Raw genomic sequence first — 16,224 nt, 5'->3', positions numbered from 1 at the left:
ATAGTTTTATGAGTTATGGGGTTGTCCCCAAAGAAAGTTTGCTTGCTTGACGCACAGCTCACTTTAACGAAAATCATATAAAAATAAAGAAAAGGCGATGCAGATGATTTTCTGCATCGCCTTTTCCCGTTAATCTATTGCCGCTTACCTGGCCGGAATCCGGTTGTTAATCGGACAAACCTGCCTTGCTGAGCAGCAGATACAGCGCCGAGGCGGCGGTTTCGCGCGTGGCGGTGGCGTTCGGACGGAAGTTGGTTCCGCCGTCAGCGTCCACACCATGGATGATGCCGGCGGCCGTTAATGCCTGAACGCTGTCTTTGGCGTAAGCGGCTATATCCGCAGCATCGGCATAGGCGGCGACCGGTGAATCACCCTGTGGCAGCTTGGCTCCCGTAAACGCCAGAGCTCTTGCCAGAATCGCCGCCATTTCCTGGCGCGTTACGCTTGCGCCGGGAGCAAACACGGTTTGGCTTTTGCCTTGGATAATGCCGGCTTCATTAGCGGCGGCGATGTCTTCGGCGAACCAGTCGGTCGCCTTCACGTCGCCGAACCGGGCGGCTGTACCTTGCGCTTTAAGACCCAGTGCCCGAACGAGCAAGGACGTGAATTCCGCCCGGGGCAAGTTGCCGTTTGGCGAAAACTTGCCGGCGGAAGTTCCTTCAATGATGAACTTGCTTGCCAGCGCCTGAATATGGTCCGCTGCCGGGGAACCGGCAAGATCCTCGAATTGAATCGTACGGGTTACGGCGGCGTACACGGAAAATCCAGGGCGGTTTACCGTGACCAGCGTTGTCTTGTCTTCCCGGGCCGTGAATATCGAAGCGACCGGTCTGACTTCACCGTTCTCTTCATAAAGGACTCCGGCCGTGCCCGGCTCAATTTGCCCCGGTACGGTGAACGCCCGCTTGATGAAGGTGCCGGCCGGCACCTTGAGCGGCGTGCTTCCGGCCTCGGCAACCCAGTTCGCCGCAAAAAGAACCGGCGTCCCGAGGATCGTTGCGCCGGGAGCATGCTCCGTAAAGGCGGCTTTGCCGGATTCGGACGGCTCGATGATCAGATCGAGTCCGGCGGAAGCCGGAGCTTGCGCCAGCAGGCTAACCGGCAAAGCCAAAGCGGAGCCCGCTGCGCTAAACACGATTACGCTTTGCGGATGCAGGGCGGCCAGCTGCTTGACTTGCCCGGCTAGGAACGATGCCTTGGCGTTTGTTACGGTTGCGCCTGGCAAGCTAAGCACGATCGCAGCCGGCGAGCCGGATCCTGCCGAAGCCAGCGCGGCGCTCAGCTCGCTGTCGCCCACCGAGGCCGTCGTGGCGCCGCCTTCCGCAGTCGTCTTGACGGTGAGATTTACCTGCTTATGGCCCGGGGGAATGACAGCTTCCGCCAAAGCGCTCAAGCTTGCCGACGGAGCGGCGGGAGCAGCCGGATTCGTCACGGAACTATTCCCTTTGTCGCGGTCACCGCCACCACCACCACCGCCGCCGCCACCGCTTCCACCGCCGCCACCGCCGTTGCTTCCCGTGGAGTTGTCCACCCGGAAGGAGGTGACGTTGTTGTACATAATTGCCGAGCCGTCCTTTCTCACGGCTATTTGATAGTTGCTGTCCAACTGAAGAGCGTAAATCCAAATTTTATAGATGCCGTCCTCCAGGTGCCGGGTGACCGGCTGGCCTTGACCATCGAGAATCAAATTGCCGTTCGCGTCGACGGGGTAATACGCGCTGCCGATTCCTTCGAAGGTATAGACCCCTGGCGCAAAACGGTCGTTAATGTCCTCGGTAACCTGATCCCCGATCAGCCCGAGCAGTTCGTCATTCACATTGTACACGCGAATTTGTAAAAAATTCGTATCCGCCGCCGTCAGTTTAAAGCTCAAATCGGTCGATTTTTGCGTGCTGCGGTTCGGGTAAACGATGGTGTTCGTAACCTTGGCCTCCTGAATGCCGAATCCGTTCGCCGGCGGCTGCTTATCGACGTAAACCACAAACGGCAGATGCAGCTCCGGCAAGCCCGGATTCGCCAGGTTGACCTGTCCTTCATAAAATCCGCTTGCGGCATCGGAAGCCGCCGTTAAGGTCAACTGGAACGTAGCGGTCTCCCCGGCGGCGGCGGTCAACGAAGTTAGGTCAAGTGCGGCCTCCACGCCGTCATGACCGCCGTGCCACACAATAGACGCTTCATATCTGACTTCTTGGTCCGACGTATTTTTCAGCTGCAGGACATCGGTTTGGCTCGAGCCGGGAGCAACGACGCCGAGGCTTGCGGATGAGTTATAGTTCACGACATTTTTACGGTTGAAATTCGGATCAAGGATCGTGATCGGCTCAACGGCCTGCAGCAAAGCGGGCGTCTCGATCGCGTTTGCCGCATTGGCGCGCCCGGCCCCTTGCTGATATACCTTATACAAGCCGCCGTCGCCGTTTTCCAATACATCGGCGGTATTAGCTAATGCCGCGCGAACGTCAAAAGGCGTCCAATCCGGATGCTCCTGCAGGAGCAGCAGCGCCAAACCGGCCACATGCGGAGCCGCCATGCTAGTGCCGCTGCTGCGCATATAAGCCTGGTCATACGCGGCGCCCTCCACGAGTTTGCCGTAGGCCGGATAACTGGACCTAATGTTGACGGCAGGGGCGAGGACGTCCGGTTTGATGCTCAGGTCGCCGTCGGCGTTGGGCCCCCAAGAGCTATAGGCGTACAAGGAGTCGCCCGGAACGATTTCCGACGGATACTCTCCGCTGAAGGTGAAATTCAGGGCGAGCCCGTCATTTTCCGTCAAGGCCCGGGCCATGGCGCGTCCGTCCTGTCCCCTGAGGTCAAAGGTCGGAATATAGCCAAAAGAATCGCCTTGAGGCAGGTTGATATGCCCGTCGTACTCATCCGGGATTGCATCGCTTAACTCGGCGTTTTTGCCGCTGGCGTCAGCCGTGCCGTTAAAAATGGCGATAGCGACCGCTCCGTGCTCCTTGGCGTTGGCGATTTTGTAGGCAAAAGGTTGGGCGCCGCGGGAAACCAAAACCACTTTGCCTTTGACATCCAAGTCCGCGTAGTCTTCATCGCTGCCCAGGTTGGCATAGACGACCTCCAGTGGCTTCGTACCCAAAATGTTGCGAAAATCATCCTGCATCGTTTCCCATGCCATGACGTTAAAATTATAGGTTGCATAAGTTGCCGAAGTGGCCGTGGACGAAGCGGAGTCCGGCGAATCAGGCGATTCGGATAAATCGGCAAATTTGGATGTCAGGGTGCCCGAATAATGCAGACTGTCGGTGTCTACGCCGCCGACCGCAATCGCCAGCTGAGCCGTAGCCGGCGAGCCCATGCTGTAATACCCCGGCCCGGCGTTGCCGTTGGCGACGACCGCCACGACGCCCGACAATACGGCGTTGTTGATGGCGACGGCATCCGGCGAATTGACGTCTTTTTCGGAGTCGGAGCCTAACGACAGGTTAATCACATCCATCCCGTCCTTGACCGCCCGTTCAATGCCGTCGATCACCTGCGCGGAGGAGCCGCTGGTTTGGGAAGGATTTTCCTGACTTCTTCCCAGCACTTTATAGGCGTATAGCTCAGCCTCGTAAGCAACGCCTTTTTGCACGACGTCGCTCTCTGTATTGGCGGCCCGCCCTACGATCGTTCCGGCCACATGGGTGCCGTGCGAGGTCCCTTCAAACCCTGTGCCCAGCGGATCATCTTCTATGGGGATCGGCGGTTCCTCATAAGGGTCGTTGTCGTTGTAAAACGAGTCATAGCCGCCTTTATAAGCGCCTGCGATATCGGGATGCAGGTAGTCGACGCCGGTATCGATCACCCCGACCTTCAGGCCTTTTCCTGTAAGCCCTTTTTCCCATGCAAGGTCGGCTCCGATTTGCTTGATCGGATTGATTTCGAACGGAGCACCTTCTTCTATTGCAGCCGTTTCCAGCGGAACCGGATACCATGTGCTGTTCTCATGGATCGATTTGATGCCGGGGATGTCCGCCAGCTTCGGGATTTCATTGGCCGGAATCGTAATTTCAAAACCGTTGAGCACGGTGTCGTACTGATAGTTGACGTCCAGATCCAGGCCTTGATCGGCTGCGGTATGTAAAAATTTCTGCTGTTCTTTGTTGACTGTAGCTTCCGTCGTTACTGCAGCCAAGGAACGCATGCCGGCTTTGGCCGCAAATTTTCCGGCCGCGGCAGGTTGGCCGTCAAGCTGAACGATAATTCTGACCGGTTCCTTGGATGACGTATCGATATGAGGCGATATGAGCGGTTCCGAAGCTGTCGCTGTTGCGGACGTTGAAACCTGACCGATTGACGGCAAGGGCGCCGAGTCCGAAGCTGCGGCTGTACCGGGGAAAGCTCCTGTGGCGATCAGCCCCAGGGCAAGCAAATAGATGAGCCATGTACGAAAACGAATTCTGCTTATCAACTCTATCTCCTCCCAGAAACAAAAATTGGTTACTCACGAGCGTTGCGGTTATTACACATGCATGAAGCCGATGGGACCGGGTATAACTCAATGCCCCCCCTTCTTGTATGTGAATATAGTAGAAATTCAAGAAGATTCTACCATCTGTAAGCTAAATTAACTATATCACTCTAGGTACGTTTCTGAAAAGATAGAGTAGGCGGAGAATGGTATACTGAAATGGTACAAAGTGTTCCGTGAATCTAGCTTTTAGGGAGGGCGGCGCCGATGCGAGATTTTTCGACGATAGCATATTTGCGGGAAGGAAACCCAAGGCAGCGAGAGGCTTACAAGGTAATGACGGACCTGAAGATTATGGACCTGCTCGCACCCTTCCATCCCGTATTGGCCGGAACGATTCCGCTCGGCATCGACCTGCCGGCCAGCGATCTGGACATCATTTGCGAGGTTTACGACCACGGCAAGTTTCAGAGAGACGTGAAGCTAATGTTTGGCAGGTACGAGGATTTCCGGTGCAAGTCGAAAACTGTCAACGGTATGATGCGGACAGTAGCGAATTTTACGGCCGGCGGGTTCCCGTTCGAAATTTTTGGCCAGTCCGTGCCGGTCACCGGGCAAAATGCCTACAAACATATGGTGGTTGAGCATCGGATTTTGGAAATGGCCGGGCCGGCGGGGCCACGGGAAATTCGCAAGAGAAGGCGGCAGGGCATGAAAACGGAGCCGGCGTTTGCCGATTGGCTTGGGTTGCCCGGGGACCCTTATGCCGCTTTGCTGGAGTTGTACGATTGGGAGGACCGGAGGTTGGCCGAATTTGTAAGTAGGGGTGGTATGCATGATCAGTAAAAGCAACGCGGAGCATTACATCTGGGGGGAACGCTGCGACGGATGGAGGCTGGTGGACCGGGAAGAAATGAGCGTCATTCACGAAAAAATGCCCCCAAACACCCGTGAAACCAGGCATTTTCATATCAAAGCAAGCCAGTTTTTCTTCGTATTATCCGGATTCATGCATATTGAAGTCGAAGGAACGGAGCATCTCCTTCAGGCTCACGAAGGGATCGAAGTCCGCGCGGGAATCCCGCATCAGGTGTTCAACAGGTCGGAACAGGCCCTCGAATTCCTCGTCTATTCGCAGCCGAATACGCGCAACGACCGGGTCCAGGCTTGATCGCATGGATTATGCGGGACTATTGAAAAGAGAAATGGGACATGTTCAAGCACCACGCCGCGTCCATTGAAAAGCTCAAAGCCAAGCTGGCCAACAGAGCGGACATATTGGCTTTATTGATTTCGGGCTCGATTGCGCACGGATTTGCCAAAGCTTCCTCCGATGTGGACATGATGCTGGCCGTCGCGGTTTATGGAGGACAGTGAATTGAACTGGCTGCATGGTTTTGCGCCGGTTGGCGATATCTAGCTTAGGGGCATAGGCCCGTTCGGACAGGGCGGTCCCTGTGTTGAAGCCCTGAGCGAACAATAAGGGGGGAGTGGCTCGACTCAAAAAATCAGTGCATGACGGGCCGGCTGCTGGAACAACCACAACTTACCGTCGGCTGTTGGAACAACCACAACCGACGGTCTGCCGACCGTCTGCCGACCGTCGGCCTTCAAAATAGCGGCACTTTATGTACTTATTACCCGCTGCCCCAGCAGTTCATTTCCATTAGCGGCATTTTAAGTACTTATTTTCTATGAAAAGTCCAGAACGGGCGGCATTTCCTTGCGACGGGGGATAATAACGACATAAATTGCCGCTATTTCTCTCAAATGAACGAATATCGCGGGAATAACGACATTATTTGTCCTTATTTTTTGGGGGCTGGAGTTTACCCGGAACACGAGGATCTTGATGAATATATTAATAGCGATGACAGCATTGCTTTCTTATACTATTCCCAAGGAAAATGCTTGGGACATATCAGATTAAGCACAAGTGACGAAATTAAATTTGCTTCCATTGACAGACTTATTGTATTAGAAACAACGCCGGTACTACCCCAAGGCGGTGTACACCAGCATTTTGCTCCCGCCCGGCAAGTTCATATTTCACGGCAAAGGGATTAGTTCCGACATTTGCTTCAAGTTATGGCCTGTGTATCCTTCAATTTTAAATTAGTTCCCCGAAAATGGCCGTTTTCATTGATTAGTATCGACAGCGGCGGCAATTTAGGGTATACATAAAATCATTAATAAAGGAGGCGAAGCGAGGAATGGACTATAGATATCCGATCGGCAAATTTGAATTTACGGGGAAAATTTCCACCGCCCAGCGGGAGCAATGGATCCGGGAAATCGAGACCCTGCCCGCGAGAATGAGGCAGGCGGTCGAAGGGCTTAGCGAGGATCAATTGAACCTGCCATACCGGGAGGGAGGCTGGACGCTGCGGCAGGTCGTGCACCATGTGGCCGACAGCCATATCAACGCTTATACGCGGTTTAAGCTGGCGTTGACGGAAGACAACCTGACGATTCGCCCCTATTTCGAAGACCGGTGGGCGGAGCTGCCGGATTCCAGGGCGGATATTGAGGTTTCGCTGACCCTGCTTGAGGCGTTGCACCAGCGATGGGTGATTTTGCTGAAAGCGCTGAGCGAAGCGGACTACGAGCGGACATTCCAGCACCCCGAATCGGGCACAACAACCAGTCTGGCTTATAATCTCGGCACTTACGCCTGGCACGGCAATCATCATCTGGCTCATATTACGTCATTAAGAACGAGGCTGGATCTTTAGACACTATAGACAGAACGGGAACGGAGAATCCCGAAGACTTTGGAAGGCGTTGGACAATGAAGACGATCTCTTACCGGAAATCCGTGGCATGGGGCAAAACGTTGGGCAGCTTGCTTTTTGTCCTCGTCTGTCTGTTTTTGCTGTACGCGGCTATATTTATAGATGTTAGCCCGGTCCGTCTGTTTTTTTGCATCACTTCGGCCATAATCGGGTTGCCGTTTTTCGGGGGCTATTTCGTTGTGTGCTTCCCCAGAGCTCTGCGGTCCGATCCGCACCTGCTCACTTATGATCAGCGAACGATTTCGGATGGAACGCGCACCGTCACCTGGCCGGACATTTCGGGCATCAGCTACAATGGTCCCTCGATCCGAAAGTGGTTGCTCCCTCAGTTCCCGGAATTGATTTTTCACCTTAAGAACAAGGAAACCTGGACCGTGAGCACTTATTATTTGCTCACCGATACCGAAATCCACGTGGTCATGAAGCTTTTGCGCGGCCTGATCAGCCGAAACGGAAAAGAGTAGTCCGCTAAACCACCTATCTTTGAAATCGGCGCTTGGCCGCCGGCTGCAGGAACGGCCGGCAGGCGGGCCGTCGGCCGTTGGCCTTCGGCCATCAAAATAGCGGCGTTTAATGTACTTATTATCCGGGCCCTGGCAGATTGATCCCCACTAGCGGCATTTTATGTACTTATTTTCCTATGAATGGTCCAGAACAAGGGTATTTCCTTGCAACCGGGGAAAATAGCGGCATAAAATGCCCCTATTTCTCTCAAATGGACGGGTTTCGCCGAAATAACGACCGTAATTGTTCTTATTTTTTCGGTGGAGTAGCTTCTTTTTCTTCTTTGGCCGGGTCGTCTGTTTTTTGCACATATTTCCCTGCTTTACAGCATGTACTTCCCTACTCTACAGCATGCATTCCCTACTCTACAGCACGTATTCCCTGCTTTACAGCATGAACTCCCCAGCTTCACAAACCGTCTCGTTCCAACTTCAGCCAGACGGCCGCCCGTTCCCGCAAGCTTTCCCGGACATCGAGCACCCGCTGATTTTCCGAACCTCTCCATTTTAGTTTGAGATTGCGCCGCTCCAACATAAACCGGCCGTCGATCAGCACATCGCAATAAGCGAGCAGCTCCGTGCGGGAGGCGTCGGCGAGGATCTCCTCAAACGTGTAGCCCGACCAGATCCAGATGTCTTTGCCCGGGCATTCCGCCCGTACCCGCCGCACCAAACCGAGCAGCCCGTCCACGTTCTGAAACGGCTCCCCGCCGAGGATGGACAGGCCCGCCACCCGGATGCCTTCAACCTGCAGGTCGGCGATGACCCGATCCTCGAATTCCCGCGTGTAAGGGAAACCGTAAGCGAAATTCCAGGCGGCCGCGTTGAAGCAGCCTTTGCAACGATGAGTGCAGCCGGAGGTGAACAGCGAGTTGCGCAGTCCTCTCCCGTTCAGCACGTCGAATTTCTTATAGTCCGCGATATACATAGGCAGCGGACCGTCACATGTGCTTGACGCGAGCGAGCACTTCCCGCTGCTTGCCCGCGTTAAACGGACGCTGGCTCGGCTCGGACAGGTAGCCGCAGCAGCGCCGGATGACCGAAGAGGTTTTGGGGTTGCGGTTCCCGCAATTCGGGCATTCAAACCCCGTGTTGGTCGCTTCGAATTCCCCTTCGTATCCGCACTCCAGACATTTGTCCGTCGGGGTGTTCGTCCCGAAGTAAGGCACCCGCTCGTAAGCGTAGTCCCACACCGCTTCCAGCGCCTCGGGATTTTGCACCAGCGAGTCGAACTCGCAGTAGGTGATGAAGCCGCCGCTCGCGTGAACGGGATACGCTTTTTCGAATTCGATTTTTTCGAACGGCGTTACCTTTTTGGCCACGTCCAGATGGAACGAGTTGGTGTAATAGCCTTTGTCCGTAATTCCTTCAAGCACGCCGAAACGCTGCTCGTCCAGTTTGCAAAAGCGGTAGCACAGCGATTCCGCCGGCGTGGAGTAGAGGCTGAAGCCGTACCCGGTTTCATTTTTCCATTCGGCGGTCTTCTCACTTAAATACCGCACGATGTCGAGGCCTTTTTGCCTTAGCGCGGCGTCGTCGAAGATGTGTTTGCCGTATAGCGCCAAGATCGTCTCATGAATGCCTATATACCCCAGCGAGATGCTGGCCCGCCCGTTTTGCAGCAGATGGTCGATCGTGTCTTCCGGCTGGAGCCGGCTGCCGGCCGCGCCTTCCATGTACAAAATGGGCGCGACCTTGGCTTTGACGCCCCGCAAGCGGTCGATGCGGTACATCAGGCCTTCCTTGCAGACTCCCAGCAGCTCGTCCAGCAGCTTGTAGAAGGTCCGCTCCGATCCCTTGGCCTGAATCGCCAGCCGCGGCAGGTTCGCGGTAACCACACCCATGTTAAAACGGCCGTCGTGCAGCTCCCGTCCGTTCTCTTCGTAAGCGCCGAGGAAGGAGCGGCAGCCCATCGGAAATTTGAACGACCCGGTAATCGCTTTGACTTTCGGCACCGAAATGATGTCCGGGTACATGCGCAGCGTGCTGCATTTGAGCGCGAGCTGCTTGATGTCGTAATTCGGATCGCCCGGCCGCAAATTCACCCCTTCTTCCAGGGCGAAAATCAGCTTGGGGAACACCGGCGTTTTGCCGTCTTTGCCGAGCCCGCGGATGCGATTCTTCAGAATGGCGATTTGAATCTGCCGTTCCTCCCAGCTTAGGCCCCGCCCGAACCCGAATGTGCTGAACGGGGTTTGGCCGTTGGCGCTTACGAGCGTGTTGATTTCGTACTCCAGCGATTGGAACGCGTCGAAGGTTTCTTTTTCCGTCAGCTTTTTGGCATAGTCGAAGCATTTCGGGTAACGTTCGTGCAGCTTCGTATTTTCGTAGGAAATATCGAGCCCGGCGATCGCCGCGCCATCCAGTTCATACAGCCACTCCAGGCCGTTCTTATAATGTTTGGCAAAAGATTTCGCCACATAAGGCGCCAAAATTTTATCGATTTCGTTAATCGTGTTCCCGCCGTAAATGTGGCTGGCCACCTGAGCGATGATCTGCGCGGTGATCGCCGTCGCGGTCGTAATGGAACGGGGCGTTTCGATCTGCGCGTTGCCCAGCTTAAAGCCGTTTTCCAGCATACCTTTGAGGTCGATCAGCATACAGTTGTAGATCGGAAAATACGGGCTGTAATCCTGGTCGTGAAAATGCAGACTCCCGCTGTTATGGGCTTCGACCACCCGTTTGGGAATCATGTAGGTCTGGGCGAAGTCCTTGGCCATGATGCCGGCCAGCAGATCCCGCTGCGTCGGAATGGTCGCCCCGTCCTTGTTGGAGTTTTCCTTGAGCACTTCTTCGTTCGTCAGCTCCAGCAATCCCAGCACCTTTTTGTCCAGGCTGCTGCGCTCGCGTCTTTTCAGCGTGCGGATTTCGCGGTAGCCGATATACGCTTCGGCCGCGTCTTTTCTGCGGCTGTTCATCAAGGCCGACTGCACTTCGTCCTGAATATGCTCGATATCCACCTTCTCCAGCTTGGAGATTCTGGCGGTCACTTTGTCGGCTATCTTTTGCGCCACGTCCATGTCGATTTTCTTCTCCGTGCTGTTCATGGCGGCGCAAATCGCGTCAATGATTTTTTGCTGGTTAAAGGCCACCTCGGACCCGTCGCGTTTAATGACTATCGTAACGATCACCCTTTGTTCTTTGTTTGCTCGGTGAGTATAGCACACCCGGCCGGAAAAAACGGTGATGTCACGCACTGTGCATTTTATAGTTTAAGAATAGTTAGTATCAGGAAAATCAATAAGAAAGGACGTTTTTGGATGGAGCTAGTCAAAATATCCCAGTATACCGCCCTGAGGCTTGAGCACGCCAGAAAAGCGGGCATCAGTGAAAGCCGGCTGCTGGACGCCGTCAACTTCCGCGATCCGGCCGTTTTTCGCGAGGCGGAAACGGAAGATTTCACCTACGGCGATATTTTCAATTACGCGGAGGAACATGGGGAACCGCTGCAGCAGGCGCTTCAGCACGGTTACCGGATGACGTTCAACACCCGAAGCGGGCTGAAGATCTGGCTGGAGGAAGCGTTTCGCCTTGGCTCCCGGTCCGATTTCACGGTGGGGGAAGGCCAGATTGAAGGGCTGCGGCTCACGGATGCCCAGCTTGGCCGCTTAAAGCAAGCATTGGCCGTCAATTGGGTGATCGCCTCGGAACAAGCGGCGGCGGACGGGGTGGAAGTGTCGCTGTGCCTGAGGGCATTGGCGTGAAGTTTTGCCGACGCCCTTTGCCCTAAAAGGGGGCGGGCAATAGCGGTAAAAAAGGCTGAACTTCGAAATCGCGCTTGGCAGCCGGCTACTGGAACAAGATCGGCCAACCGTCGGCCCTCAAAATAGCGGAATTTTATATCCTTATTTTCTGATGAACGGTCCAGAACGCGGCTATTTCCATGCGACAGGGAAAAATAGGTACATAAATTTCCTCTATTTCTCTAAAATGGACGGATATCGCCAGAATAACGCCATTTTCTGCCTTTATTTTTTTCTGAATTTACTCATGCGGGAACAGCCATATTGCAAAGGACATGCCGGGCCGAGGCCTGCAGGCATGTCCTTTTGTTTGCCATTCGCTGCCCCTTTGCTTCCGTTACAGCACCAATCCCCCAACGATGCCCGCGGCGATGCCGATCACAACGACCGACGCAAACACGAACAGCAGCGCTTTGCGCGGGAACGAACGCGCCACCATCAGCATGGACGGCAGGCTGACCGCCGGCAGCGTCAGCAGCAGGGCGGCCGCAGGTCCGGCGCCAAGGCCCAGCGCGGTAAACGATTGAATGATCGGAATTTCGGCCGCCGTCGGGATGACGAACAGGGTGCCGACGATTGCAAACACGAGGATCGCGAGGAAGCCGCCGCCCAGTTCCACCGGAAACAGCGTGTTTTGAAAAGCGCCGAGCACGAGCACGGACAGCAGGTAGGCCGGCACGACGTTCAGGATCATCAGCCCCAGGCTTTTCAGCCAGCGAAGCGCAAACGGCGTTTCGTCCTTGCTTTCGGCGGCTTCGATTGCGGCCGGAGCGGGAACCTCCTTGCCCCTGGCGAACCGGTTTGCCAAGTAGCTGACCCCAAACGTCATCAGAATCCCGAACATGAGCCGGAGCAACGTGAATTTCCACGACAGCACGAACGTCATAAAAATGAGCGTCGCCGGATTCAGCACCGGATTGCCGATCCAAAAAGCGAGGCTCGCGCCGACCGACACGTTTCTTTTGCGCAGGCCGGCGGCGATCGGAGCGGCGCAGCAGGTGCACATCATCCCCGGAAGAGAAGCGACGCCGCCGAGGAAGGTGCTTTTGAAGCGGCTGCTGCCCAGCACCTTGTACAGCCATTGGGCCGGAAGCAGCACCTGTACGAGCGAGCCGAGCAGGATGCCGAGCACCGCCGCCTTCCATACCGACTTGAAGTAGGCGAGCGCATAATCCGCCGCGGCTCCCAGCGACGGGGCCGCCGCTGTGTCCGGACCCAAAATCGGGGAGCCGATCGAGTGGCTGGTCGCGCTTTTGAGCGCTTTTTCATAATACGGCCACCACTTGACATAACTTAAGCCGGCGATGGCTATGATGAGAAACAGAATCACGAAAAACACGGTCTTCCGGTTGAAAGAACGCGCCGAATGGAAGTGTTCGCTGTTTGAAGAAGTCATGATGTCCTCCGAGTATCCATAAATTTTGCACAAGCTATAGTATAACACAGTTCCGCTCCGCCGGATGGGCAAGGTCAAACGGAGTTTGGCCTAGGGCAGGCGGGCAAATAAGATAAGTTGCCTTTTTCCCGGCAGCTGGAGTACGATTTATAAGAGAGAAACGATTTTCGAAACCAACTCGCAAGGGAAGGATAGTGAGGATCATGTCAACAATGGATTCCGTTAAGTTAACTTCTTTATCCAGCAAAGGCGGCTGCGGCTGCAAAATCGGCCCCGCCGACCTGATGCAGGTTATCCGCAATCTGCCGCCCGCCGAGCCGAATCCCGATCTGCTCGTCGGCCTGGACACGAGCGATGATGCCGGCGTATACCGGCTGTCGGATGATTTGGCGCTGGTGCAGACGGTCGATTTTTTCACGCCGATCGTGGACGACCCGTATTCGTTCGGGCAGGTAGCGGCGGCGAACGCGATCAGCGACATTTACGCGATGGGCGGCAAACCGCTTACCGTGCTTAATATAGTAGCATTTCCGATTTCCACGCTGGACAAAAGCATTTTGGCCGACATTTTGCGCGGCGCGGCCGACAAGGTCAGAGAAGCCGGAGCCACTTTAGTAGGGGGCCACTCCATCGACGATAAAGAGCCCAAATTCGGCCTGGCCGTCACCGGGCTGGTGCATCCGGACAAGATCAGAACGAATGCCGGCGCGAAGCCGGGGGACAAGCTGATCCTGACGAAACCGATCGGAGTCGGCATTATGACGACTTCGATCAAGAAGGACCAGCTCAGCCAGGAGGAGACGGAACGGGTGACGTCCGTGATGACGACGCTGAACAAAACCGCGGCTGAGGTCATGGAGCCATACGAGGTCCATGCCTGTACCGATGTAACCGGCTTCGGGCTGATGGGACACGCCCTGGAGATGGCCAAAGGCAGCGGCGCCGGGATCACGATCCGCAAAAGCGCGGTACCCGTGCTTCCGCGCGTCAGAGAGCTGGCGGAGCAGGGCTTCGTTCCGGGCGGCACGAAAAATAATTACGCTCATGTGGAAGCCGACATTTCGTTCCCGGAAGCGATGGATCAGACCGACCGCTATATTTTGTGCGATGCGGTAACCTCCGGAGGATTGCTTATCTCGGTGAGCGCGGCGCAGGCGGACAAGCTGCTCGCGGCCTTGGTGGATGCAGGCGTGGAGGCCAGTTTGATCGGCGAAGTGACGGACGGCCCCGCCGGCCGGATCGTTGTCGAAGTCTAATGAAGCGTTGGGATTAACACGGAGAGATTAACATCAAGAAGGAGTTTTTGAACATGTTTCAGGATTTGAGCCTGGAGGAATGGGTGGAGCAGCGGCAGAAAGGGCTCTCGCTTATCGACGTCCGCTCGCCTTCGGAATTTGCCCAGTCCACGATTCCGGGCAGCGTCAACATCCCGCTGTTTGATGACCGGGAACGCGCCGAAATCGGGACGTTATATAAACAAGTCAGCGCGGAGGCCGCCAAGCAGCGGGGACTGGAGATCGTCTCGGCCAAGCTGCCGGGGTTTATCCGTAAGTTCGCCGAAATTCCCGGCCGGAAAGCCGTATTCTGCTGGCGCGGCGGCATGCGCAGCAAAACGACGGCTACGCTGCTGTCCTTGATGGACATCCATGCCTACCGGCTCGCGGGAGGCTACCGGGCTTACCGGCAGTGGGTCGTCGGCACGCTCGAAAATATGTCCTTCGCCCCGCAAATGATCGTGATCCACGGGAATACGGGCAGCGGGAAAACGCTGCTGCTTCGCACGCTGAAGGAGAAAGGGTACCCGGTGATCGATCTGGAGGAGATGGCCGGGCACCGCGGCTCGGCGTTTGGGCAAATCGGCCTCAAATCGCGCAACCAGAAGATGTTCGATTCCCTGCTGGTCGATGATTTGCTCCGCTACCGGGACGAACTGTATGTGCTGATGGAGGCGGAGAGCAAGCGGATCGGCAAAGCGGTGATGCCGGAGTTCCTCGCCGCCAAAAAAGAGCAGGGACGCCATATTCGCCTGGAGCTGCCGTTGGAGGTTCGCGTCAAGATTATTTTGGAAGATTATGAGCCCTGGAAGCACCCGGAGGCTTGTCTGGAATCTTTCCGGAAAATCAAATCGAAGATTCATATCCCGGTGGCCGCGGAAATCGAGTCGTGTCTGACCTCCGGGAAATACGACCGGGCAGTGGAATTGCTGCTGGCGTATTATTATGATCCGCGTTATGCGCACACCGAAGATCAGTACGCCGATGCGGAGTTTGCGGTCGTCCGCGCCGCATCGGTCGAGGAGGCCGCGGCCGAGGTGGAGCGGCTTTTGCCCAAACCGGCTCCGCTGGCCGCAAACAAGCCGTAAATGAGAAACGCGCCGGCCTCGATCGGGCAGGAATAATCGGTTAAAAAGGAGAAGTCCTTAGGGCTTCTCTTTTTTTAATCCCAAATTATGAGGTGCGAATATGGAAGATACCTTAACGTTAAAAGAACGGTTAATAGAAATCCGGGAAAATAACTACCAGGCGCCGTCTTCTGCCCCGGTCTTTGATGTTACTTTGTCGATGATGGATCATATCGGGGCTCCCGATCCTTTTTTGCGCGATGAATTGATCTATACGACCCTCCAGCATTGGGTGACGCAAGGGATGTATACCTCGGACCAGCTTCTTCAACTGCTCCACATCTGCCTCGACAAGCATCACCTTTTCTATAAAATCGGGGAAAAAGGCACCGATTCCGTGTTTACGCGTTCGTTTTCCGTACTGCTTGTCCCGTTGATCCTGTTTGCGGACAGGCAAAATCCTTTTTTGCGCGGCGGCGATACGGAAATGATCAAAAACGAGTTGGTGGCCTACCTCCTGATGGAAAACGATCTCCGCGGATACACGGGGGACACGGGCTGGGCCCATGCCATGGCGCATACCGCCGACGCCTTTGAGGACCTGGCCCGCTCGGAACATATGCGGCAGCCCGCGCTCGTGGAAATATTAAATACATTTCAAGCGAAAATATGCAACCATCAGTACACCTTTATCAACGAAGAAGATGAGCGCACCGTTGCCGCCGTCGTTACTGTCTTGGACAGAAACATACTTGCCGATGATGAGATCGCGGGGTGGATCGAACGCTTCGGGGCGGCTCCGAAACCGGGCAGGTTTCCCGATGACCACGTCCTTGGCACGAACGTTAAATGTTTTCTGAGAAGCTTGTATTTTCGCGTCTTGAACCATAAGGCACACCATAAATACACGGATATCATTTTAAAAACGCTGCGGCGGTTGGAACAGGCGGGGGAGTGACTTCGCCTGTTCCGCCGTTTTTTCGCTCTTTTCGCGCAAGGGTTTACAACTCAAACCTAACTATTTATACCATAGAG

The 16,224-nt window shown here is 55.3% G+C and carries 13 protein-coding genes; 9 read left to right on the top strand and 4 right to left on the bottom strand.

What is annotated here, in order from left to right; genetic code table 11:
- Positions 1–166: 166 nt before the first annotated feature.
- A complete protein-coding gene (locus NYE69_RS28880; protein WP_340929389.1) occupies positions 167–4,411 on the bottom strand; it encodes a S8 family serine peptidase in 4,245 nt (1,414 codons plus the stop codon).
- 267 nt (positions 4,412–4,678) lie between these two features.
- Here NYE69_RS28880 and NYE69_RS28875 point away from each other — a divergent pair, with 267 nt between their 5' ends.
- The 5 genes from NYE69_RS28875 (at position 4,679) to NYE69_RS28855 (ending at position 7,670) form a co-directional block, all read left to right on the top strand.
- Positions 4,679–5,257: a DUF4269 domain-containing protein gene (locus NYE69_RS28875; protein ID WP_340929387.1), complete on the top strand. Its 579-nt coding sequence runs from the start codon at positions 4,679–4,681 to the stop codon at positions 5,255–5,257.
- Positions 5,247–5,582 carry a cupin domain-containing protein gene (locus NYE69_RS28870; protein ID WP_340929385.1) on the top strand — a complete coding sequence of 112 codons (336 nt, stop codon included), beginning with the start codon at positions 5,247–5,249 and terminating at the stop codon, positions 5,580–5,582. Before NYE69_RS28875 ends, NYE69_RS28870 begins: the two co-directional genes overlap by 11 nt.
- Positions 5,583–5,623: 41 nt before the next feature.
- Positions 5,624–5,788 carry a hypothetical protein gene (locus NYE69_RS28865; protein WP_340929383.1) on the top strand — a complete coding sequence of 55 codons (165 nt, stop codon included), beginning with the start codon at positions 5,624–5,626 and terminating at the stop codon, positions 5,786–5,788.
- A gap of 836 nt (positions 5,789–6,624) precedes the next feature.
- Complete coding sequence (locus NYE69_RS28860) at positions 6,625–7,146, top strand: YfiT family bacillithiol transferase (RefSeq protein ID WP_340929381.1); 522 nt, start codon at positions 6,625–6,627, stop codon at positions 7,144–7,146.
- A gap of 56 nt (positions 7,147–7,202) precedes the next feature.
- Complete coding sequence (locus NYE69_RS28855) at positions 7,203–7,670, top strand: DUF5381 family protein (RefSeq protein ID WP_340929379.1); 468 nt, start codon at positions 7,203–7,205, stop codon at positions 7,668–7,670.
- A 448-nt stretch (positions 7,671–8,118) separates the two neighbouring features.
- Here NYE69_RS28855 and nrdG read toward each other — a convergent pair whose 3' ends face one another.
- Positions 8,119–8,637 (bottom strand): anaerobic ribonucleoside-triphosphate reductase activating protein, encoded by a 519-nt coding sequence (gene nrdG, locus NYE69_RS28850; RefSeq protein ID WP_340929377.1) that lies wholly within the window; start codon positions 8,635–8,637, stop codon positions 8,119–8,121.
- A 13-nt stretch (positions 8,638–8,650) separates the two neighbouring features.
- On the bottom strand, positions 8,651–10,840 hold the full coding sequence (nrdD, locus tag NYE69_RS28845; RefSeq protein ID WP_340929375.1) for an anaerobic ribonucleoside-triphosphate reductase: 2,190 nt from the start codon (positions 10,838–10,840) through the stop codon (positions 8,651–8,653).
- A gap of 129 nt (positions 10,841–10,969) precedes the next feature.
- Between nrdD and NYE69_RS28840 the strand changes: the two genes are divergently transcribed.
- Positions 10,970–11,413 (top strand): hypothetical protein, encoded by a 444-nt coding sequence (locus NYE69_RS28840; RefSeq protein ID WP_340929373.1) that lies wholly within the window; start codon positions 10,970–10,972, stop codon positions 11,411–11,413.
- A 376-nt stretch (positions 11,414–11,789) separates the two neighbouring features.
- Here NYE69_RS28840 and NYE69_RS28835 read toward each other — a convergent pair whose 3' ends face one another.
- Positions 11,790–12,848 carry a permease gene (locus NYE69_RS28835; RefSeq protein WP_340929370.1) on the bottom strand — a complete coding sequence of 353 codons (1,059 nt, stop codon included), beginning with the start codon at positions 12,846–12,848 and terminating at the stop codon, positions 11,790–11,792.
- 212 nt (positions 12,849–13,060) lie between these two features.
- Here NYE69_RS28835 and selD point away from each other — a divergent pair, with 212 nt between their 5' ends.
- The 3 genes from selD (at position 13,061) to NYE69_RS28820 (ending at position 16,147) form a co-directional block, all read left to right on the top strand.
- On the top strand, positions 13,061–14,104 hold the full coding sequence (gene selD / locus NYE69_RS28830) for a selenide, water dikinase SelD (protein ID WP_445744849.1): 1,044 nt from the start codon (positions 13,061–13,063) through the stop codon (positions 14,102–14,104).
- A 53-nt stretch (positions 14,105–14,157) separates the two neighbouring features.
- On the top strand, positions 14,158–15,210 hold the full coding sequence (gene mnmH / locus NYE69_RS28825; RefSeq protein ID WP_340929366.1) for a tRNA 2-selenouridine(34) synthase MnmH: 1,053 nt from the start codon (positions 14,158–14,160) through the stop codon (positions 15,208–15,210).
- 100 nt (positions 15,211–15,310) lie between these two features.
- Positions 15,311–16,147, top strand: a complete 837-nt coding sequence (locus NYE69_RS28820) for a DUF2785 domain-containing protein (RefSeq protein ID WP_340929364.1) — start codon at positions 15,311–15,313, stop codon at positions 16,145–16,147.
- Positions 16,148–16,224 lie beyond the last annotated feature (77 nt).

The sequence above is a fragment of the Paenibacillus sp. FSL R5-0527 genome, assembly GCF_038008055.1.
GTDB classification, from domain to species: Bacteria; Bacillota; Bacilli; order Paenibacillales; family Paenibacillaceae; genus Fontibacillus; species Fontibacillus macerans.
Note: the sequence above shows the minus strand (reverse complement) of the source record. Positions and strands in the feature narration are given on the sequence as shown.

Excerpts from the sequence above, each read along its gene's own strand:
- mnmH (WP_340929366.1), top strand. The coding sequence starts at position 14,158 with ATGTTTCAGGATTTGAGCCTGGAGGAATGGGTGGAGCAGCGGCAGAAA.
- selD (WP_445744849.1), top strand. The coding sequence starts at position 13,061 with ATGGATTCCGTTAAGTTAACTTCTTTATCCAGCAAAGGCGGCTGCGGC.
- NYE69_RS28840 (WP_340929373.1), top strand. The coding sequence starts at position 10,970 with ATGGAGCTAGTCAAAATATCCCAGTATACCGCCCTGAGGCTTGAGCAC.
- NYE69_RS28865 (WP_340929383.1), top strand. The coding sequence starts at position 5,624 with ATGTTCAAGCACCACGCCGCGTCCATTGAAAAGCTCAAAGCCAAGCTG.
- NYE69_RS28835 (WP_340929370.1), bottom strand. The coding sequence starts at position 12,848 with ATGACTTCTTCAAACAGCGAACACTTCCATTCGGCGCGTTCTTTCAAC.
- NYE69_RS28855 (WP_340929379.1), top strand. The coding sequence starts at position 7,203 with ATGAAGACGATCTCTTACCGGAAATCCGTGGCATGGGGCAAAACGTTG.
- NYE69_RS28870 (WP_340929385.1), top strand. The coding sequence starts at position 5,247 with ATGATCAGTAAAAGCAACGCGGAGCATTACATCTGGGGGGAACGCTGC.
- NYE69_RS28820 (WP_340929364.1), top strand. The coding sequence starts at position 15,311 with ATGGAAGATACCTTAACGTTAAAAGAACGGTTAATAGAAATCCGGGAA.
- NYE69_RS28860 (WP_340929381.1), top strand. The coding sequence starts at position 6,625 with ATGGACTATAGATATCCGATCGGCAAATTTGAATTTACGGGGAAAATT.
- nrdG (WP_340929377.1), bottom strand. The coding sequence starts at position 8,637 with ATGTATATCGCGGACTATAAGAAATTCGACGTGCTGAACGGGAGAGGA.
- NYE69_RS28875 (WP_340929387.1), top strand. The coding sequence starts at position 4,679 with ATGCGAGATTTTTCGACGATAGCATATTTGCGGGAAGGAAACCCAAGG.